The 21265-nt window shown below is 43.3% G+C and carries 20 protein-coding genes; 5 read left to right on the top strand and 15 right to left on the bottom strand.

Features of this window, described 5'->3' with window-relative positions; genetic code table 11:
- Window positions 1–204: 204 nt before the first annotated feature.
- A complete protein-coding gene (locus J7I42_RS07035) occupies window positions 205–906 on the bottom strand; it encodes an SDR family NAD(P)-dependent oxidoreductase (protein ID WP_209138064.1) in 702 nt (233 codons plus the stop codon).
- Window positions 907–950: 44 nt separating this feature from the next.
- On the opposite strand from J7I42_RS07035, the gene J7I42_RS07030 reads away from it, so the two are divergent.
- A complete protein-coding gene (locus J7I42_RS07030) occupies window positions 951–1646 on the top strand; it encodes a YjjG family noncanonical pyrimidine nucleotidase (protein WP_209138063.1) in 696 nt (231 codons plus the stop codon).
- A gap of 139 nt (window positions 1647–1785) precedes the next feature.
- Here J7I42_RS07030 and J7I42_RS07025 read toward each other — a convergent pair whose 3' ends face one another.
- Genes J7I42_RS07025 through J7I42_RS07010 form a run of 4 tightly spaced genes read right to left on the bottom strand, consistent with a single transcriptional unit; the run spans window position 1786 to window position 4948 of the window.
- Window positions 1786–2442: a phosphatidylserine decarboxylase family protein gene (locus J7I42_RS07025; RefSeq protein ID WP_209138062.1), complete on the bottom strand. Its 657-nt coding sequence runs from the start codon at window positions 2440–2442 to the stop codon at window positions 1786–1788.
- 53 nt (window positions 2443–2495) lie between these two features.
- Window positions 2496–3131, bottom strand: a complete 636-nt coding sequence (locus J7I42_RS07020; protein WP_209138061.1) for a M949_RS01915 family surface polysaccharide biosynthesis protein — start codon at window positions 3129–3131, stop codon at window positions 2496–2498.
- Window positions 3128–4024, bottom strand: coding sequence for a phosphatidate cytidylyltransferase (locus J7I42_RS07015; protein ID WP_209138060.1), 897 nt, complete (start codon window positions 4022–4024; stop codon window positions 3128–3130). The genes J7I42_RS07020 and J7I42_RS07015 overlap by 4 nt, the downstream gene beginning before the upstream one ends.
- Before the next feature lie 18 nt (window positions 4025–4042).
- Entirely contained in the window at window positions 4043–4948 is a 906-nt protein-coding gene (locus J7I42_RS07010; protein ID WP_209138059.1) for a CPBP family intramembrane glutamic endopeptidase, read from the bottom strand.
- Between the two features lie 81 nt (window positions 4949–5029).
- Here J7I42_RS07010 and dusB point away from each other — a divergent pair, with 81 nt between their 5' ends.
- Window positions 5030–6070 carry a tRNA dihydrouridine synthase DusB gene (gene dusB, locus J7I42_RS07005; RefSeq protein WP_209138058.1) on the top strand — a complete coding sequence of 347 codons (1041 nt, stop codon included), beginning with the start codon at window positions 5030–5032 and terminating at the stop codon, window positions 6068–6070.
- A 24-nt stretch (window positions 6071–6094) separates the two neighbouring features.
- Entirely contained in the window at window positions 6095–7072 is a 978-nt protein-coding gene (locus J7I42_RS07000; protein ID WP_209138057.1) for a M28 family peptidase, read from the top strand.
- An 81-nt stretch (window positions 7073–7153) separates the two neighbouring features.
- Here J7I42_RS07000 and J7I42_RS06995 read toward each other — a convergent pair whose 3' ends face one another.
- The 5 genes from J7I42_RS06995 to J7I42_RS06975 all read right to left on the bottom strand — a co-directional run bounded on the left by J7I42_RS06995 (window position 7154) and on the right by J7I42_RS06975 (window position 12120).
- Window positions 7154–7510, bottom strand: a complete 357-nt coding sequence (locus J7I42_RS06995; RefSeq protein WP_209138056.1) for a four helix bundle protein — start codon at window positions 7508–7510, stop codon at window positions 7154–7156.
- A 54-nt stretch (window positions 7511–7564) separates the two neighbouring features.
- Window positions 7565–8188, bottom strand: coding sequence for a glutathione peroxidase (locus J7I42_RS06990; RefSeq protein WP_209138055.1), 624 nt, complete (start codon window positions 8186–8188; stop codon window positions 7565–7567).
- A gap of 11 nt (window positions 8189–8199) precedes the next feature.
- Window positions 8200–9582 (bottom strand): aldehyde dehydrogenase, encoded by a 1383-nt coding sequence (locus tag J7I42_RS06985; RefSeq protein WP_209138054.1) that lies wholly within the window; start codon window positions 9580–9582, stop codon window positions 8200–8202.
- A gap of 134 nt (window positions 9583–9716) precedes the next feature.
- Window positions 9717–10034 (bottom strand): hypothetical protein, encoded by a 318-nt coding sequence (locus tag J7I42_RS06980; protein WP_209138053.1) that lies wholly within the window; start codon window positions 10032–10034, stop codon window positions 9717–9719.
- Between the two features lie 751 nt (window positions 10035–10785).
- Entirely contained in the window at window positions 10786–12120 is a 1335-nt protein-coding gene (locus J7I42_RS06975) for a GntP family permease (RefSeq protein WP_209138052.1), read from the bottom strand.
- An 85-nt stretch (window positions 12121–12205) separates the two neighbouring features.
- Here J7I42_RS06975 and J7I42_RS06970 point away from each other — a divergent pair, with 85 nt between their 5' ends.
- Complete coding sequence (locus J7I42_RS06970; protein ID WP_209138051.1) at window positions 12206–12643, top strand: nucleoside deaminase; 438 nt, start codon at window positions 12206–12208, stop codon at window positions 12641–12643.
- 161 nt (window positions 12644–12804) lie between these two features.
- Here J7I42_RS06970 and J7I42_RS06965 read toward each other — a convergent pair whose 3' ends face one another.
- From J7I42_RS06965 to J7I42_RS06945, 5 genes are all read right to left on the bottom strand, one after another.
- The gene (locus tag J7I42_RS06965) at window positions 12805–14307 is read right to left on the bottom strand and encodes a SusD/RagB family nutrient-binding outer membrane lipoprotein (protein WP_209138050.1); all 1503 of its coding nucleotides are present in this window, start codon (window positions 14305–14307) and stop codon (window positions 12805–12807) included.
- A 10-nt stretch (window positions 14308–14317) separates the two neighbouring features.
- A complete protein-coding gene (locus J7I42_RS06960) occupies window positions 14318–17815 on the bottom strand; it encodes a SusC/RagA family TonB-linked outer membrane protein (RefSeq protein ID WP_209138049.1) in 3498 nt (1165 codons plus the stop codon).
- Window positions 17816–18061: 246 nt separating this feature from the next.
- A complete protein-coding gene (locus J7I42_RS06955; RefSeq protein ID WP_209138048.1) occupies window positions 18062–19060 on the bottom strand; it encodes a FecR family protein in 999 nt (332 codons plus the stop codon).
- Between the two features lie 69 nt (window positions 19061–19129).
- Window positions 19130–19696: an RNA polymerase sigma factor gene (locus J7I42_RS06950; protein WP_209138047.1), complete on the bottom strand. Its 567-nt coding sequence runs from the start codon at window positions 19694–19696 to the stop codon at window positions 19130–19132.
- 22 nt (window positions 19697–19718) lie between these two features.
- On the bottom strand, window positions 19719–20447 hold the full coding sequence (locus J7I42_RS06945) for a 3-keto-disaccharide hydrolase (protein ID WP_209138046.1): 729 nt from the start codon (window positions 20445–20447) through the stop codon (window positions 19719–19721).
- 188 nt (window positions 20448–20635) lie between these two features.
- Between J7I42_RS06945 and J7I42_RS06940 the strand changes: the two genes are divergently transcribed.
- On the top strand, window positions 20636–21244 hold the full coding sequence (locus J7I42_RS06940) for a superoxide dismutase (protein WP_209138045.1): 609 nt from the start codon (window positions 20636–20638) through the stop codon (window positions 21242–21244).
- The last annotated feature ends 21 nt before the right edge of the window (window positions 21245–21265 follow it).

Below are 21265 nucleotides of genomic sequence, written 5' to 3'. Positions count from 1 at the left end.
CAATAGGGAATGGGCAATGGGGATAGGAGAACAGCCGCAATCTGAAAGCCAAATACCGCTTTAGGCTGTAAGCTGCAATACACCTCTGCGCGGTAACCGCGTCGCGATTCTGCCGGCTGCTTCGCCTGCCGAATCCGCCGGCTGGCGGATAAGAGGCGAGCCATTTGCCGTCTGCCTTTTCCCATTGCCAATTCCCCATTGCCTTTAAAGATCACCTAACTGAGGCCTGAGAATTATTTCCTCCACACAAGCCTGCATCGATAGCTGTGAGGCCGCGTACACCATCCTGGCAATGTCATCCGCTTCCATAATACGTTTGGGATCAACGCCACTGCCCGCCCATGAATCGGTCATTGTAGCCCCCGGAAACACAGCCGTAACTTTTATGCCAAAAGGTTTCATTTCTTCGCGCAGGTTGGTAGAAAAACCAGCCAATGCATATTTGCTGATGCTATAAGCTCCCCCATTCGCATACGCTTTCAATGATGCAATTGAACACATATTGAAAATATGGCCACTTTTTTGAGCAATCATCTGATCAATAAGCGAGCGGGTTACATGATAAGCGCTGAATAAATTCACCGCTATCATATGTTCCAGATTGCCATCGGGCTCATTGTAAACACTGCCGGGATCAAACAATCCGGCATTATTCACCAGCACATCGACAGGAAGCTCCAATCCCAATACCCATTGGCCAAAAGCCTTCGCCTGCTCCTTTATGGAAATATCAAAGGCTTTGGCTTTCACGGTAATGGCAGGATATACAGTCATAAATTCCTGCACGGCATTATATAAAGCCACTTCATTACGGGATGATAAAATAAGATTATGCCCGTTCTGTGCAAATAAATGGGCAATGGCCTTGCCCAATCCTCTTGATGCTCCGGTAATTACAACATTCATAATTGCTAAATTAATTACAAAACACATATTTTGTAACTTGCCGAATGAAGTACCGGCATATCTTTTTCGACCTCGACCATACACTTTGGGATTTTGATGCCAACAGCCGCCAAACCCTTGAAGACCTGTACCTGACCTACGAATTACAAACAAGAGGGGTTCACAGCTTTGATAGTTTTTTTGAGCACTATACCGCGCACAATGAAAAGTTGTGGGACCGCTTTAGGAAGGGGTTTATAAAAATGGACGACCTGCGCTGGAAGCGTATGTGGCTTACCCTGCTCGAATTTAAAATAGGCGAGGAAAAACTGGCCAGGGAAATGGCTGCCCGTTTTCTCGATCTGTTGCCCACCCGCAAATTATTATTTCCATACACGGTTGAAATACTCACCTACCTCACCAATAAAGGGTACCGGTTGCATTTGATCACTAACGGTTTTGAACAAATACAACACAGCAAATTAAAATATTCGGGTATCGATAACTTCTTTATTGAAGTGATCACTTCTGAAGGAAGCAATCTCGTAAAACCCAATAAGGAGATCTTTGATTACGCTTTTCAAAAAGCAAAAGCATTACCGGAAGAAAGCATTATGATCGGAGATAATATCGAAGCTGATATCCAGGGCGCCATCAATGCCGGCATCGATCAGGTATATGTAAACCATTTACATATTGAGCCTGCAGTTAAGCCAACCTATACCGTGTATTCATTAAAAGAATTGGAAAATATATTTTAAAACAAAGGTGGCCCACCCTTGGAGAGTGAGCCACCTTCTTTATATTATTTCATGTTTGCCGTCTGCCTCGCCCGCCGAAGCTTTACCGCCGTCGCCTTCGGCTATGGCGGTCGAAGAGCGTAGGAGGGCCGACTGCCGTTTATACAGTAGCAATCACAGTTACCCCATTTTTCACTACCTCATTCAATTGTACATTCACTTTCGTACCCAGCGGTAATAACATATCTACCCGGCTACCGAATTTTATAAAACCCATCTCAGCGGCCTGATCTACTTTTTGACCAACGCTCATATAGTTTATAATCCTTTTAGCCAGGGCGCCGGCAATTTGTTTTACCAGCACTTCACCTTTTGCATAGCGGATCACCACGGAATGACGCTCATTCTCTGTTGATGATTTGGGATGCCAGGCCACCAGGAATTTACCTTTATGGTATTGATTGTATACCACTTCACCGGCCACCGGAGTGCGATTCTGGTGAACGTTGAGCGGACTCATAAATATAGAAACCTGTAATCTTTTGTCTTTAAAATACTCTTCGTCATACACTTCTTCAATAACCACTACTTTACCATCAGCTGGCGCAATAACCAGGTTGCTGCCCTGGGTGAGTTTGCGATTAGGCACCCGGAAGAAAGAAATAATGAAAAACACCAGGCCAAGAGTAAGTATAAATATTAACCAGGTTAACCAGGCCATGGAAGGGCTGAAAAAACGAAACGATGCCAGGTTAATAATAGCAAAAATTATCGCGCTGATCAATATACTCTTGTAGCCTTCTTTATGAATGGTCATTTAAAAATTTTAGGGGCTAAAATTACAAAATAGTCTCGCACTACGGTTAACAATTATTTAACCGCCATTGAAACACCAAATTTATTCCATTGTTTGTTGGCAAACTCCAGGAATGCGTCCGGCGCTTCTCCAAATTTCTTTTCCACCACCTTTTCGCCACCCAGCTTTTCAGCTCCTTTTATCACAGAGGTAGTTCCCTTTATCGTGTACAGGTCTTTGCCTTCATAAAACACCAGTTTCTTTTCCTCAGGACCAGGTTCTGATTTGCACCCCTTATAAAGTATAAAGCCCACCTCGGCAATACCATCCCCATCGAGATCGGTAATGGAAAGGGAATTGTAAAAGAAATCGCACTTCACCTCAAAAGCACACTCTTCCACCACTTCACTTATTTTCCCTATTTCTTTAAACGAATTGTCGGCCGCTTTTATGAAGTGATACGCAAATATTTTTGCGCCCCGGGTAGCATCGTAGACGTTGGACCAGTAAACACCGGTTTGTGTAAGTATCACAATGTTTTCACCGCGACTGTCTTTCCAGTGTTTGCCATCTTTTATCTTGCCTTTGTACAATTTTTTATCAATCATACCGGGCTTGAATTCCAGCAAGGGTACCGGAACTTCTTTAGGTGCGGGGGCACAGCTTAATAAAATGTAAATCAGGGTAATGATCAATGGGTAAAATTTCATTTTAGTGCCAGTTGAATATATAACCAAACAAATGGGATTGCTAACAATAATGAATCGAACCTGTCTAAAAAACCTCCATGGCCTGGCATAATATGCCCACTGTCTTTTACATTGGCCACCCTTTTCAATTTGCTTTCCAGCAAATCACCCGCCGTACCTACTACAGCAGCAATGGCAGCAATGGCAATCCAGTGACCTATACTAAGGCCATAAGCAGGTGCCGTAAAATTTCCCAACAATGCAATCACCGCTACACACAGAATAGCGCCACCAATGGTACCCTCCCAGGTTTTTTTGGGAGAGATCTTTGAAAAAGGCGTTTTCCCAATCAATGATCCAACAATGTATGCCATGGTATCATTGATCCAGATGGAAACGATGATCGCAATGGGCATCAGCTTTTGCCAGCTATCCGGATTTATCAATAACGCTTCCTTGCTTGGAGGAATAAAAGAACAACGCAAATCCATCATCAAACCCCACGATAAAGAAATGTATACCAGTCCTAATGCGGAATAACCGATGTTCTTTAGTTTTATTTCCTTCGCAAATAACAACTCTACAATGGGTAGAATAAATAAGAACAACAACCCAAGGAACCAGCCAATCTCATGCAACGGCAAGCCGAAAATGTTGAACTGGTCGTTGGTGAAATACAACACGATGCACCACCCTGCCAATTTCACGCCATATTTATGAAAAGGAGTAATTGAAGTATAATCAGGGTCAATTAATCCAACCAGTTTCTGGTATTCAGTCCAGCAACCAAAATGAACAATAGAGAACAATACAAAAAAACTCCAGTGGTTCCATAGCAGTCCGGTAAGCATTACTACTACAAATACCGCTGCGGTAAGCGATCTGGTTTTAAATGTTTTTACATTGAGCGCCATATGTGAAAGCACTTATTTTTATGCTATGAATTGATTGGTAGAAGTAAGTTCATCGGTCTCGTACACTTTGGAATAGGTAACCGTAGACTGTTTTTGAAAATACCACAGGATGGCCCAAACCACAATACCACTGGCCATGGCAGCCAGTACCGGCGTTTGAGGGTTCTTTTCAACAAACTTAGGTGCATATGAGGCGGCTATAACCTGCACCGCATTGTTGGCAAAATGCGCAATCATACTTGTATAAATACTTCCACTGAACCAGTAGAAGGCCCCCAAAACAATACCCAGGAACATACGTGGCAGAAAACCAGAAAACTGGAAGTGTAACGCAGAGAACAAAACAGCCGTTAAAATAATACCAACCCAGGGATTACGGGTTAACTGAATTACAATTCGTTGCAGTGCTCCCCTGAAAAACAGTTCTTCGCCAATAGCCGGTAATAAGGCAATAACAAAAACATTTATCACAATATCCCAAACGCTTCTTACTTTAAGAATGGCCATCAGTTGTTTCACTGTTTCTTCTTCCATCTTTGTTAAATTCTCCGGCAGGGGGATCATTTCATTAAGATGACCCAGCCAGATAACAAATGGCATAGCCAGTATAATACCCAGGATGGCAAGCATGTACATGTTTGACTTTTCAGCGTTCCTGAATCCTAAAAAGTAACCATAATTGCCGGTGAAGGAAAAACGGGCAAACAGAAAAGGCGGTACTATGAATAACAGAATGGAAGATATTGCCTGTATAACTTTTGCAACATTAACAAAGTGAACATTATTGAAGTCAGCGCTTTTAATACCACCGACTGCATATATTATCATTGAAACAGCCCCGGATAAAATGAACATCATGCAAAAAATGCCAAGCAAAGCTCCCAATTGCGACCAGGGTTTTTTTATACTTAAATGACGGCTCATAGGCTGGTGTAAACAAAGATTAGTATGTAAATTTGCAGCTTCGCAAACTCTTGCAAAAGGTGCAAGATAAACAAAAACAACATGGTACGAATCGCTGACATCTCCCTTCCCGATTTTCCCCTGCTACTGGCGCCCATGGAGGACGTAAGCGATCCGCCATTCCGTTTTGTTTGTAAGCAGAACGGTGCCGATTTGATGTACAGCGAATTCATTTCCAGTGAAGGACTCATCCGCGATGCCATCAAAAGCAGAGCAAAGCTTGACTTTAACGAATTTGAACGCCCTTTTGGTATTCAGATCTTTGGCGGTGATGAAGAAGCTATGGCCCTGAGCGCCAGGATCGTAGATACCGTTCAACCTGATCTGGTCGATATAAATTTTGGCTGCCCTGTTAAAAAAGTGGTGAGCAAAGGCGCCGGCGCCGCCGTTTTAAAAGATATTGATGCCATGGTACGCTTAACATCGGCCGTGGTAAAATCTACTTCTTTACCAGTTACTGTTAAAACCCGCCTCGGCTGGGATGATAACAGCAAAAATATTGAAGAAGTGGCCGAACGTCTGCAGGATGTTGGTATTAAAGCCCTTACGATTCATGGCCGCACTCGTGCCCAGCTGTATAAAGGCGAAGCCGACTGGACGCTGATCGCTGCCGTAAAAAATAACCCCCGTATTCACATCCCTATTTTTGGTAACGGCGACATTGATACGCCGCAAAAAGCGCTCGAATATAAAAATCGCTATGGCGTTGATGGGGTTATGATAGGCCGGGCAGCCATTGGCTACCCCTGGATATTCAGAGAAATAAAACATTTTTTGCAAACCGGCGAAATGCTGCCCCTGCCTACTATTGAAGAACGGGTAGAAATTTGCCGCACCCATGCCCATAAATCGGTTGAATGGAAAGGTGAGATAGTAGGCATTCTGGAAATGCGTCGCCATTATTCCAATTACCTGAAAGGGTTGTCGCACGTTAAAGAATTCCGTACCAGGCTGGTAACAGTAAAAACATTGGCTGAAGTGGATAGCATTCTGAATGAGATCAGGGAAAAATTCAGCGGTATTGTACTGGAAAGACAGGTTATACCTTTATCGGAAGACCAATTACCCGCCTGCGCCTGTTAAGCAGCATTTTATAAATGCCCATATATGTTAAACCTTATTTTCGCTGCAAAAAAAATAACCAAAGCGACAATGGCAGTAATGACCATTGTGGCAGCTACTACTATGCTCACCGGCTGTCCGCCCCAGAATGAGCTCAAAAAGAAGGCCGGTAACAGTAATGTGTTGTACAATATCGACAGCACCGCACTGGTCAATCAACTCGCTTATTTATCATCGGCCACTATGGCCGGTAGGGAAATAACAACCCCCGGCAACCAACTGGCGCGGGAATACATAGTACATATTTTTGATTCATTGCAAATAGGTAGGATCGGTGACACCTATTTCCAAACTTTTCCTTTTGGCAATGATAACAAACATGGAACGAATGTAATAGGTGTTATCAAAGGCAGTAATAATGAAAATAATTATCTCGCTATTACAGCGCATTATGACCACCTGGGAGTGCGGAATGGGGAAATCTATTATGGTACTGATGACAATGCATCCGGCACAGCCGCCCTGCTGTCAATAATGGCCTATTTTAAACAGCATCCGCCCAAACACTCCCTCCTCTTTGTAGCATTTGATGGAGAAGAAAAAGGATTGTTAGGATCAAAATATTTTGTTTCCCATTGTCCCGTACCGTTATCGAACGTTTTGGTGAATGTGAATATGGATATGGTAAGCCGCAACGACAGCAACGAGATCTATGCAACCGGAATTTATCATTATCCATCGTTAAAGAAGTACGTTGACAGTATACAACCTTATACGCCGGTTTATATTCGTTATGGGCATGATGGACAAAAGCCAGGAGCCGAAGACTGGACCAATCAATCAGATCATTTTCCTTTCTATCAAAATAATATCCCCTACCTGTATTTTGGCGTAGAGGACCATCCCGACTATCACCGGCCCGGCGACACCTTCGATAAAGTGAATAAAAGCTTTTACTACCAGGTTTGTACTATGATAACAGCGGTTACAGCTTTGTTAGATCAGGCGTATGTAGCTCCTTAAAGGCAGACGGCAAACGGCAGACGGCAGACGGCAGATGTCAGACGGCAGACGGCAGACGGTAGACGGCATAAAACGCTTTCGCTATCTAGTATTGTCTATCATCCTTGAGATGATTGCGAATGTATGATTTAGATATTCATCAAGATCAGTTACCTGATCAAGTTTGATAAAACCAAGTTGTATGGCTAGTTCGAACTGGGTATCAATTTCAACGCAGGAACTTCGGCTTATTTCATAAAATCTTCTTCTATCAGCAGGCGATTTCCTCGCAGCCCCTTCTGCTAAATTACTACATACTGAAACAGCTGCTCTTCTTAATTGTGAAACAATTCCAAACCGTTCGTCGACTGGAAAACCGTTTGTTAGTGTATAAACTTCTTTTACCAGATTTAAGGCTACCTGGTAAGCTTTCATTTCTTTGTGTCCTAAACTTAGCATAATTCCGTTTTTTGAGTAAAAAATTATGCTATAACCATTGCCTTACCTGTATTTCTATTGTCTGCCGTCTGCCGTTTGCCGTCTGCCTTCCACACTTACTGCCTTAATAACTTCATCGCTTAATGGTGAGATAGAAGGATCAAAATAATTTATAAGCGTTCCCTGCTCGTCAATGAGGTATTTTGAAAAATTCCAGGAAGGGGCCTTTTCATTCCAGCCATTCTTTGCTTTACTGGTCAGCCATTTAAAGATATTATTCTGATCATTTGCTTTTACCACTACGCTTTTTTTGGCCAGGGGAAAGGTAACGCCAAAGTTAATTTTGCAGAATTGGGCTATATCGCTATCACTGCCTTTTTCCTGCTCTTTAAAGTCATTCGCCGGAAAGGCAATGATCTCCAACTGATTATTAAACTGCTGATACAGCTTTTGCAGTTCATTATACTGATTGGTATACCCGCAATCACTGGCAGTATTTACCAGCAATAATTTCTTCCCTTTATAAGATTCCAAAGGCACGGTATTGCCGTTACTAAGCGGCACCTGCAATGAATAAATAGATTCAGCCGGAGGCACATGCCTTGAATTGGTTAACATCATCGTATTTCGGCCCATTAGCTTTGTGATGGCAATCCACAATGGATACACAATTTTTAATATTCTTTGCCTGCCTGTCATATCAAGTTATATTATTTTATTACCCACTTAAACAACTTCAATCGCCCCTTAAATGGCGGATATTTGATCGCCGGGTCAAACCAGGTGGGTGTTTTCATCACCGATTTGGTATTACTGAACACCTCAAAACTGTATTTGCCATGATACTTTCCTATCCCACTGTTGCCCCGGCCCCCAAAGGGCAAATGATGATTGGTAAAATGCCAGCCTGAATTATTTACACAGCCCCCACCAAACGGAATCGCCTGCAACCATTCCTTTTCTTTTTTTGCATCGGTCGTATAAATATAAAACGATAAAGGATCGGGATTGTTTTGAATAATAGCCTTTGCTTCTTCTAAGGTATTAAAAGTGAGCACAGGTAAAAGCGGACCAAAGATCTCCTCTTTCATTAGCGGTGAATCCGGTGATACATTTTCCAGAATGGTGGGTTCTATATACAACTGGCTGATCTCGTTGCGACCGCCATGTACAATGGTTCCCTGGCTTAAATAACCGATAAGGCGTTGAAACTGCTTTTCATTAATGATCTTACAATAACTATAGCTTTCCGCCGGACTAGCAGAATAAAAAGATACGATCGCCTCTTTCAGGGAAGCGATCAGCGCTGCTTTTTTGGAAGTATGCACTAATACATAATCAGGGGCAATACACATTTGTCCGGCATTGGCAAATTTTGTAACTGCTATCCGACGGGCCGCAACCTGGATGTTGGCATCGCTTTCTACCACACATGGACTTTTGCCCCCTAACTCCAGCGTAACCGGCACCAATTGTGAAGCTGCTAATTGATATATGCTTTTACCAACGGCCGTGCTGCCAGTATAAAAAACATGGTTGAAACGGAAATTATTCATGAGCGCGGGCACTAACTGGGCCCCATCACCTTCGAGATATAAGATGTATTCCGGCGGAAATATTTCCCGAACAATATTGTTCATTACTTTGGCTGTAGCAGGCGCCAGTTCAGAAGGTTTTAATACGATGCAATTACCAGCCGCTATAGCACCAATCATTGGGGCAAATAACAATTGAAATGGATAATTCCAGGGACTGATGATCAATACAACTCCCAATGGCTCCCGCAAAATATAGCTGGCTGAAGGAAGGTTTACAAGGTTGGTAGACACCCGTTGAGGTTGCATCCAGTGACGCAGGTTGCGTAATGCCTGATTTATATCTGCCATTACAACGCCCAGCTCTGTTACCCAACTTTCCTCCGCACTTCTTTTCAGATCTTTATGTAAGGCTTCATACAATGGCTGCTCATATTGGTGAATGGCCGCTTTTAATTTTTGTAATTGCTGTTTGCGAAATGCCAGCGTACGGGTAGCGCCGCTTTCGTAATAATTTCGAATGGCTTGCAATTGTTGTTTTAACTGATCAGGGTTCATATGCATACTGTTTGCCAGAAGAATTTATATGATACAGGTAAGTTACATCTTTCAGACGAAGCAACATGTATATTATTAACCCTAATACCCAAAAGAAAGGGAGCAGCGATCGGCACTGCTCCCTTTGGAAATGTTTAAGAAGGCTCAACTGGCATGCCAGTTTCGGGTGGTAATTGCAAGTGTGTTTGGTTTTTAATTACATAACAAGCTTCTATGAGCGCTTCCACTTTTTCGTAAAAATAGAAGTGATTATTTCGTTCGAGCGGTTCGCTTGAAATACTGTTAGGGCTCGAAACAACTTCTACCAGCCAATTCCAGAATTGTTCCCGAACATCATTTAAATGAAAGCACTCAAAAAAATCGTTGAAAACCAGGAACGGATTTTGACTTTCTTCTTCAGTTAACCGCATTGGTTGATTATGCCACAGCGGATTGTGGTTACAGGTTCGCATACACAAACATTAATTATGGTTAATAGAATAATTGCCGAATACTATTGATTAATGCCCCCCTTGTAGAAAAACATACAATAATTTGCTTATCGCTTGAAATTAACGCTGCCACTTTGTACATTAATTGAGAATAGTAGATACTATTTGTGCGGTAACCGGTGCAAGATGCTATTGGGAATAAGCGTGCGCTGTGAAGTGTTTATGTAATATAACGGTTACCACTATTCTCATTTCCTCGCTTGCATTTAACACTTCTAAGGTATGTCAACTCTTTCGGTTTCCCAAATTTTTTAGCAACTACTTCGCTGGTTTTCCAAATTTCTCTTATAAAATAGAACCAATTACAAGAATTCAAACTGCTATAATCCTTTAGCGAATGCGTTTGCTTTGTTTATCAGATGTATGGTATCGCTCCGGTCCAGAACTGGGTTTGACGGCAACTTTGTTCGGACTTTGTTCGGATTTCCCTCGGGTACATCCGAACATCCCCAGGGAGAGTCCGAACAACTTCCGAACATTGTCCACAGCAATACCGGCACAATACCGGCGCCAGCCCAAATAATGCCCGGTTTTCTCCATAACCATTTAAGACACTTATAGACCACTGTAGACAAAAAACAGGCAACATAAGCCCCTATAGACACGGTTAGACATGCCTGTGATTGCGGAGCAAAAAATCAGTTTTACCTTTGTATGGTATACGCGTTTATAGTTCTTTGACATAGTTTGACTTTTCAGCGATAAGCCTTTTTTACATCATTACAAGCGACAGGATGTACACCACTCCTAAAGTGGTTAAACCCATAAACAAACTGGCAAGGGTATACACCTGTAACATGGAGCGCATATCAAGCCCGGAGAATTTGGCAATCACCCAGAAATAAGCATCATTGGCATGTGATAAGGTCATGGAACCGGCACCCATTGACAAAACAGCCAGTAACCTGCCTGTTTCTGAGTCGAGCCCCAATGCGGGTAATAATGGTTGTATAATGCTGGAGGCTGTAATAATAGCCACTGTGGAGGAACCTTGTGCAGTTTTTAGTATCGCGGTTAACATAAACGGGAATAATAAACCCAATGCCTGCAGATTGACTGCATTGCTCACGTGCTGTCCTACCTGGGTAGCCGCCAGAATAGCGCCAAAAGCACCGCCGGCCCCAATAATGACCAGGATGCCGCCGGCCTTTTCTGCCGCTTCCTGTAACAGTTTACCAATCATATTTTTATTCCAGGTACGTACAGCACAAAAGGCCAGTAAAATCCCAATAGCCAGCGCTATCACCGGATCACCCGCTACCATGAATACCTGCATCCAGGCCGGAATGGATCTACCGGTCTCAATAGCCAGAAAGGATTTTATTCCAATCAGCACAATAGGTACAAGTACGGGTAAAAAAGAAAGCAACACCGAAGGGGTTTTTGTTGCCAGGTCTATAACGGGTGCTTCTGCAGGTGTTTCATCTTTTATTTTCCTGCCGGCATAACGCGCCCAGGCACGGCCTACCAGCATGGCGGGAATGGCCACAGCTATACCGGTTACAATCAACTTTCCATAATCAACACCAATGGTGCTGGCCGCAGCTGCTGCACCGGGATGTGGTGGAATAAGACAATGTACACTATATAAACCTGTTGCCAGCGAAACCGACATAATGATCACTGAAATGCCTGTTCGCCTGCATAACGATTTGTTTAATCCACTCAGGACTATATATCCTGAATCGCAGAAGATGGGTAAGCCCACAATAAATCCTGTAATACTCATGGCCAGTGGCGCCTGCTTCTCCCCTATTTTTTTTAAGATATAGGTGGCCATCACCTTGGTACTGCCGGTATGTTCCAATACCACACCAAGAGTAGTGCCTAATACAATTATAAATCCCAGGGATTGCATTATGTTCCCAAACCCCTGTTTGGTTACAGTAATAATGGATGCCGCCGGAAGCTGCACCCCCAGGCCTACCACAAAGCAGGCCATCAATAAAGCAAAAAAAGCATGTATACGAAATACGGCGGTAAGCAAAATAATAATGCCAATACCCAATATTAAAAAGATCATAACCTGTGCAAAGGAAGCTGCCATATACCAATCGTTAGGGTGATTTATCTAAGATACGTACCTTGCCCTTGCAAAACAGGTACCCCCATAGTAATTTTTGAATAAATCTATGAACGACGAATATTTTATGCAGCAGGCGCTGAAAGAGGCGCAACGGGCTTTTGACGACGGTGAAGTACCGGTTGGGGCAGTAGTGGTTATGAACAACCGCATTATTGCCCGCGGACATAACCAGGTGGAGCGGTTGAATGATCCTACAGCACATGCTGAGATCATTGCGCTCACCTCAGCCTTCAATTTTCTGGGCAGTAAATATTTGCCTGAAGGAACTATTTATATTACAGTAGAACCCTGCCTCATGTGTGCTGGTGCGCTTTACTGGAGCAAGATCAGCAAGATCGTTTGGGGCGCCGATGATGAAAAGAACGGCCACAAACGTATCACTGAACCTAACTGGCCATTTCACCCTAAAACGGAGGTAACAAAGGGGATACTAAAAGAAGAATGCGCAGAATTGATGAAGAGCTTTTTTAGAAGCAAGAGGTAACTGCTGATCTTGAAATTTAGAGATTTTGGGATCTCCTCAAATTCGAGCCTCGATAGTAAATCTCAAAATCCCGCAATCCCGAAATAAAAAGGGAAGTTCAAATAAGTAGACACACTTCTTATTTGAACTTCCAGATACAAATTAACTGTTGGTTGGTTGTCCTACTGGTCCCACCATACACGGCCATTCAGATCATCTTTTCCGCCAAGGCCGGGTTGTGAGGATATAGCTACACGGTAGTTATCGCCATTAATGTTTTGTTCTTTTACCGGATATGCCTGTCTTCTGGGAATCGGAATATTTCCGTTATTGGGTGCAGGTGTTAAAGCCGGGAATCCCGTCCTTCTCCATTCCGCCCAGGCTTCATATCCATTCATATACAGGTGTAACCAACGCTGGTAACCGATCCTTTTCAATGCATCCGTGCTATTGTAGGCTACTTCAGGTTTTGCCAGGTAAGCCGCTAGCCCGGTTGTATCGCCTTTATCGGTCGCAGAATAGGGAACTTTTTCAATCTGTTTGTCCGAGGCATCATTATATGTTTGAAAACTAAGTCTGTTCCACTGTCTGATGGAGGCTTCTATGGCAGCTTCATACCTGGTTTTTGCTTCAGCATCACCACCCGCCAACCAGGATAGTTTATTGGCTTCAGCAATGGCAAACAAAACCTGGGAATAAGTAGTAATATAAGTGGGCGCATTTTGGGTACGCACGTGTACACCAATAAATGATACACTGGCAGAAGAAATGAGCCCTACCGCATTCCCATCAAGACCATAGGGAACACCGTTATAGGCCCCACTGCCATTCTTATCTGCAAATATTTTTAACCGCGGATCATTGAGGGGCAGCATATAATCAACAATAGTTTTACTGGCCCAGTACCAGGGGCGGTTCTGTACATTTACTACATAATACCAGTAATTTTGATTATTCGGATCGGCCAGGTGCACAAATACTGCATTTTGACTGTTATCAGTAAACACCCCGCCATTCAGTGCATCAGTAAATTCCTGCTTGCCTTTTGCGGCATCTGCTTTTGATAATCGAAGCGCCATCAGCAAACGCATAGAATTGGCAAAACGTTTCCAGTTATCCATAGAGCCGCCATATAAGATATCACCACTAACACTATTGCCGTTATCTATTTGAGCCGCCGCCTCTTTCAGCTCTTTCATCAAATCGTAATAAATATCTTTTTGTTTGTCATACGCGGGGGAAAAATTTTCTTTTCCCTTCAATGAATTGAAATAGGGAATATCACCCCACCTGTCTGTCATATGCCAGAAGAACCAGGCTTTTAAAATTCGGGCTACCGCTTTTTGATTATTGGCAGAACCTTCATTTACATTAAAGTTGTCACCATTAAGGATGGTTTGCAAATTTTCAAGTGCTCCGGAATAAATCCCATAAAAATCATAGTTTACAATCGTATACCTCGAAACATCTGTATAAGGTTTCTCCGACCATTGCTGCACATATAAAATACCGGCAGACGATTCAATTACCGAAGGCATTCCGTTAATAGCGGAGGTGAGTAATTGTGCATTGGAAGCCCTGGTTGGCAGGTTGGGATTGACATTTATATCATCAGGATATTTTGTACACCCCGCCCCCATAATAAGCAATGCAACAAATAAATTTATGTTGAATAGTTTTTGCATGATGTTATTTTTAAAAGGAAACATTCAGGTTTACACCAAAAGAACGTGCTGTAGCCAATTGTCCGGTCTCGAGCCAGTTTAAGGAAGAAGCACCGGTAGCCAGCTCAGCAGGGTTCAATCCCTTCGGCGCCTTTTGCCAGATCATAAATGGGTTCCTGGTAATAAAGGCCAGGTTGATGCTTTTAAGTGGCAGTTTGGCAATATTGGCCTTTGAGAAAGTGTATCCTATTTTTATTTCACGCATTCTGATATAAGAAGCATCGAACAACCATTCTTCATAGATCTTTGTGCCCAAATTATTACGGTACCATGTTCTTGCATTTACAAACGCCGTTACTTCCTGTTTTGAACTGTTAGAGATACCGGTGATCTTTATACCACCTCCATCGGCCAACGGGTCACGAATGTTTTTACCATTCTCATTCATCGCTGCAGTTTCTGCCGCCTGTCCGCTTTTAACCGCCAGCATCTTCGTCCAGCTAAAGAACTGCCCACCCTTTTGAAAATCTATGATGGCACTCAGATCAAAGTTTTTCCAGAAAATGGTATTCTGCCAGCCACCAGTGAATTTCGGTAATACGGTACCGAAATTATGGTTGGCCACATATAGGGGCATATTACTGGCATCGAGTAATATTTTACCTGTTGTGGAGTCACGCATATAGGCATTGCCTACCAGGGAACCGAAAGCTTCATTCTTGTAAGCCATTAAGAACACATCTACACTGGCATACCGGTTCTGATCAAGGATGATAGAATTTAGACCAGGGTATATCTCCTTAATTTTATTTTCGTTATGCGCTATATTAAAGGAACTCGTCCAGGTTAACTCCTTTGATTTTACCGGAGTGCCACTCAGTGTAAATTCAACGCCTTTATTTTGGATATTACCAGCATTGATCACATAATTGGTATAACCGCTAATGCCTGATACATCTACACTTAAAACGGCATTTTCATTTTTCTGATGATACCAGGTAAAATTGAATCCCAGCCGTTCTTGCAAAAACCGCATGTCGAGCCCTGCTTCGTAGGCAGTACCCAGGGAAGGCTTGAGCCCCGGGTTTTTCAACTCATCCGGCACACTCATGGGGAAACTGCTGTTATAAGGTGTACCTAGATTGTATGAGTTTGAGGTTAAATATACCGGAATATCAGAACCAGCCTGTGCAAAGCTGGCTCGTATTTTACCATAGGTAAGCGGAGCAAATTTTAACAGTTCACTGAATACCATGGAAGCAGATACAGACGGATACAAATAATCGTTATTTGCCTCAGGCAAAGCCGATGAAATATCCCTTCTTAAGGTACCGTCGATGTAATAAGTATTATCCCAACCCAGCTGCACCGATCCATAGGCGCTCCGAACTTCTTTTTTAACCTGGTTATTGGCTACCAGGGGAAGCCCCAGTGAGTTTTTAATATTATAAAACCCGGGGGTAGCAAATCCACCCGTAGTTTCTTCCCGGAGGTATGAACTTCTTTGGGTCATTAAATTGCCGCCCAGGTTAACGCCTAAAGTAAGTTTACCAAATTCCTTATTGTATTGTGCAAGAAATTCATAGTTCATTTCCCTCGACTCATATTTGCCAATCCAGAATGAAGGCACACCACGGCCGCCTTCTGCATTTCTACCATCCAGGTTTTGAGTGTAACCATCTCTGCGGATAAAACCATTTACTTTCAACCCGGGTACAATAGTATACGACACGCCTACATTTCCGAAAAACCGGTCGCGTGAATCGTGCGAAGGATTTTCGTAGGCATCAAAGTAAGGATTGTTCCAGTCGATGGGTCTTGTTAAACCAGTGTACACACCCTGACTGTTAGGCGCGCCTACATTCCATTGATAAAAAGTTCCGTCAGCATATTTGTACTGTTTTAGTTTATCCATATCCAGGTTTCGTTGAAACCATTGGTACATATTGCGCGAACCCAGACTTTGGTATCCCTGTGAGGGCCGCTGTCCCTTATTATTGGCATAGTTCAAACTGGTGCTTATTACCAGATTTGACGTAACGTTCATGGACCCTGTGAAAGAAAGATTGTTTCTTTTTAACGAGGTGTTTGGTTCAATGCCTTTCACATCGGTATTGTTATAGGATAAGCGGAATGAGGTATTTTGGCCACCGCCTGCGAAAGAGATACTATTGTTTAAAGTATGGCCGTTTACGAAATAATCTTTTATATTGTCGGGGTGCGGCACAAAGGGTGTTTCTTTGCCAAAATCAGGGTCACCGGGATAAAAACTGTATGTATGCCTTACGGGCGTGCCATCCATTTTAGGTCCCCAGCTTTCATCCCATTCACCATCTACATATTTCGTGTCAACTCCATTAATTTTTGTTGTAGGGAAGGAAAGACTTGAACCCGCACCATAAATATCCTGCAAGGGCAAAAAATTACCGGCCTTTTCTACTGAATAAGAAGAGCTGAAATTGACAATGGGTTTCGCATTCTTTCCCTTTCGTGTAGTGATCAGTATAACGCCAAACTGCCCGCGCAAGCCATACAATGCAGAAGCCGCAGGGCCTTTGAGCACATTGATAGACTCTATATCATCTGGATTTATATCTTGCGCCAGGTTACCGTAGTCGCGCCCATTGCGATCTGCATAGTTGGCATTTGAAAGCGGCGTATTGTCAACAACGATCAATGGTTCCCCTCCGCCCGTTAAAAAGTTGGCACCACGTATTTGTATTTTTTGCGTTCCGCCCATACTGGCGCCTGAAGAACCGCTCATTTGTACCCCCGCTATTTTTCCTCCCAGGCTGCCTATTACATTCTGTTCTTTGGCAACAGTAAGGTTATCGCCTTTTATTTCCTGTGTTGAATACCCTACCGATCTTTCTTTGCGCGAAATACCCAATGCGGTTACTATCACCTCTTCCATTTTACCGGTGCCTTCTTTTAGCGCCACCGATACGTCGAGTGTTTCGTTGTCTTTTATAGTGATCTCTGTTATTTGAGTGGTGAACCCTACAGCCGATACCTGCAGTTTGTATTTACCGGCCTTTAAACCGCTTAGAGTAAATAACCCCTCTTTATTGGCTGCCGTGCCTCTATCAGTTCCCAGCACCATTACAGAAGCATTGGCCAATGTTGCACCGGTTTCATCCGTTATCCGACCGCGTACCCCCCCATCGAAAGGTATGTCATCGGTAATGACCACCCCGGCAAAGTGTTCCTCCTTTTTGATCTTCTTTATAACAATGTTTCCGTTCACCTGGTCGTAACGCAACCCTGTATGATGCAACAGGTCTAACAGCACATTGTTGACCGATGCTTTGGACGCCTGGTAATTGAGGTGGTCTACCTCAGCAACATCGGCAGTGCGATAGGTGAAGGCCAGCTGTGTAAGGGATTCTATTTTTTTGATGGCCTCTTTGAGAGATGCATTTTTAAGCTCAATGGAAATAATGATCTTGTTCAGGTCCTGACCATTGCCCGAACGGGCCATTAGTAGCCCGCTAAATGTGAGTAATATAGCCAGGATAGAAATTCTCATGAGCAGCGCTTTGTTTAACGAAAGCAATTTTGGGCGGCCGTCTGCAACAAGGCATGACGTACTATGCCTGTACGTTTTTACATACAAATTCATAGCTTTGAATTGTTTTAAGTAATTCTTTGAACGGGATTATTTTCAAACATGTGGAACCGCTTCCAGGTCGCAACTGGGGCGGTTCTTTTTAATGTATTATGGGGGTATATAGTTGGTAGTGAGCATAGCAGTTTAAGTTTTGGTATTTAGTTTCTATTGAATCACATACATATTATTCTCCAGCTTTAACCGGGTATCAGTTAAGGTACACAGCACCTTTAAGGCATTCTCTATGCCTATTTCCCGCCTGAATGAAGTGGAGATGCGTTCATTGGCCACGGCTTCGTTTTGGATGCGAATGGTAACGTCATAGTTCCTTTCCAGATCGGCCACTATGTCCTTGATGATCTCATCATCATATTGCAGGTTACCCTGTTGCCAGGGAGCGGCTTCGGTAATGGCCATCTTTTTCTGGATGATCGTATTGCTGGTGTTACTTACTTTTACTTGTTGTCCCTGAGTGAGTACCGCCATTTCTTTTTCATTGTAATTCACCCGCACTTTACCCCTGCTTACCGACACAATGATGTTTTCCCGGCCCGGATAGGCTTTTATATTAAAGGCCGTGCCCAATACCATGGTGGTCACCTTTCCCGTATGGATCAAAAAAGGTTGTTTATCGGCGTGTTTTACATCAAAATAGGCCTCTCCCGTCAGGTACACTTCTCTTTTACCCATTGCAAATTGCTGGGGGTATTCCAGGGTGCTGGCGGCATTTAGCCATACCTGGGTACTATCCGGCAATAACATATATCTGTATTCCGACCGGCCCGTCATTTTTATGGCCAGGCCTTTTATTTCTGCAGGCGGCTGCCTGGAGGGTGGGCGAAGCATCAACCAGGCAAAGCCAATTACCAATGCCATTGCCACGGCGGCAATGGCTCCAACTACCCGCATCTTTGGGGTTGTTTTTCTCCTCGTGCCAGGTTGTTCGTTCCAGTTGGGCTTCGTGACTATCAGGTTGCCGCGTTCATTAACATAAGTAAGGGAGGAACCGGGTTGCCCGCTTTCTTCGTAGGCCTTCTTTATGAGTTCCCTTATTAATTCGTTATGGGCAGCCTCGTTGATATAGGAAAAGAATTCATCGAATTCCTTCCTTGTACAGGTATTGTACAGGTATTGTTTGAACAGGTATTTGATCCTTTCTTCCATGTAAAAGGTTGTTCCTTTCATTGATAGACGAAGCAACCGGCTGGTGTTCCTATTCCGGATCGCTATTTTTTAAAAAAAGGGAAGAAAAAGACGGGCGCTCTTTTGGAGAAACAGTCGAATTGATTGCAGGGCGGTTGATAACTGGTTCTTTACCGTGTGTTTTGAAATGGCCAGGCGATCGGCTATTTCCTGGTAATTCAGTCCTTTTTCGCGGTTCAGCTGATATATGAGTTTGCGTTGTGGCGGTAGCTCATCTACCGCTTTTTGAATGATCTGGCTGTATTCCCGGGCTTCTACATGGCCTACGGTTTCATTTAAATTATCGGGTTGGTTTTTCCAGATGGATTCTTTTAGCCGGCTGTCGGCAGCCGCCTTCCGTAAAAAGTCAATTACTTTATTTTCTGTGAGGCGATACAACCAGGCTTCTACATTCTGAATGGTGTGAATCTGATAACGGTGTTCCCACAGCTTTAAAAACACTTCCTGAATAATATCGCTTGCATATTGATTGGAGCGGGTCAATTTCAGTACAAGGGTGTGTAAGCGGTACTCGTGTTTTTTAAAAAGATCAGCAAAGAGCAATTCCAGCGAATGCTCTTCATTATGATCATTTCTATGTAACACCTGATCATTCATTCAAGAAAAGTAGCTATATAAATTAGAGTTTCCTGAGCTTGATATTTTTGAACCAGATACCACCGCCATGGTCCTGTAAAGCGATATGCCCTTTTTTGGCCAGGCCATATGCTTTGGCATCTTTCCATTTACCTTTTTCTTTTAATTCCTGCCAGGCTGGGGTCCAAAACTCATACTCCACTACTTTTTTGCCATTCAGCCAGTGTTCCACATGGGCCCCTTTTACAAGGATGGTAGTGTGGTTGTATTCGCCGGCAGGTTTGGCGGCTATTTCCCGGGGCGGGTACATGGCGTAATCGGCACCGCTTTTTTGCCAGGCTTCCAGTTTTTCAGGGTAACCTTCGTCATCTATCAACTGGTATTCGGGACCAGTTACGTAGCTTGGCCCACTGGTTTCTTCTACACGATAGATAATACCGCTATTGGCTCCTTTGTCGACTTTCCAGTCGATGGACAATTCAAAATTATCGTATTGATCAAGGGTAATTAGGTCTGCCCGTTGTTTAACGTCCTTTGTTTTACAGTATAGCTGCCCGTTGACCACTTCCCAGCTATCATATGGCTTATTGTTATACGCCCGCCAGCCATGGGTATCGTTACCGTTGAATAGTAACACCCAGCCGGCTTTTTTTTCGTCAGCAGATAACGTATTGCTTTTTCCCTGTTCGGGTTGAAAAGCCCCCAAAAAAGCACTGGATAATATGGTGGCAGAAAACAGCATCAATTTATTTGTTGTAATGGTAGTCAACATATTGATTGATTTGATAAGGATTAATACGCCGTGACCGCTATCTAAAATACTACAAAATCGGCATAGTAAGCGTCAAAATTTTCCATTTGGTAAAGAGAATGAATTGGTTAATCAACCATTGACCTGTACTTTTGTTACCGTTTGAAAGGACAACCATAAAATCTTCAACAAATTAAAAACTTAGTGTTATGGCATTTACACTACCGGCGCTTCCTTATGCACACGATGCTTTGGAACCGCATATTGACGCACTGACGATGCAGATACATCATGGTAAACACCACCAGGCTTACGTAGATAACCTTAACAAAGCTATTGCGGGCACCCCCCACGAAAATAAATCGCTGGAAGAACTGGTAAAATCAGCAGGCACTATCAGTCCTGCTGTTCGTAACAATGGCGGTGGCCACTGGAACCACTCTTTCTTCTGGGAATTACTGGCCCCCAATGCTGGTGGTGCTCCTACTGGCGCCCTGGCCGATGCTATCAATGATGTATTTGGTTCTTTCGATAGCTTTAAAGAAAAGTTTAATACTGCCGGCGCTACCCGTTTCGGAAGCGGTTGGGCATGGCTGATCATCAACAACGGTACCCTTCAAATCACGTCTACTCCTAACCAGGATAACCCCCTGATGGACGTAGCCGAAGTAAAAGGCACTCCCCTGTTAGGTGTTGACGTTTGGGAACACGCTTATTACCTGAAATACCAGAACCGTCGTCCTGAATATATGGGCGCTATCTGGAATGTTATTAACTGGAATAAAGTAGCTGAAAATTTTGCCAAAGCGGCCAAATAAACAGTGCTCAGTTTATATAAA

It is taken from the genome of Niastella soli (assembly GCF_017742245.1).
Lineage (GTDB): Bacteria > Bacteroidota > Bacteroidia > Chitinophagales > Chitinophagaceae > Niastella > Niastella soli.
Note: the sequence above shows the minus strand (reverse complement) of the source record. Positions and strands in the feature narration are given on the sequence as shown.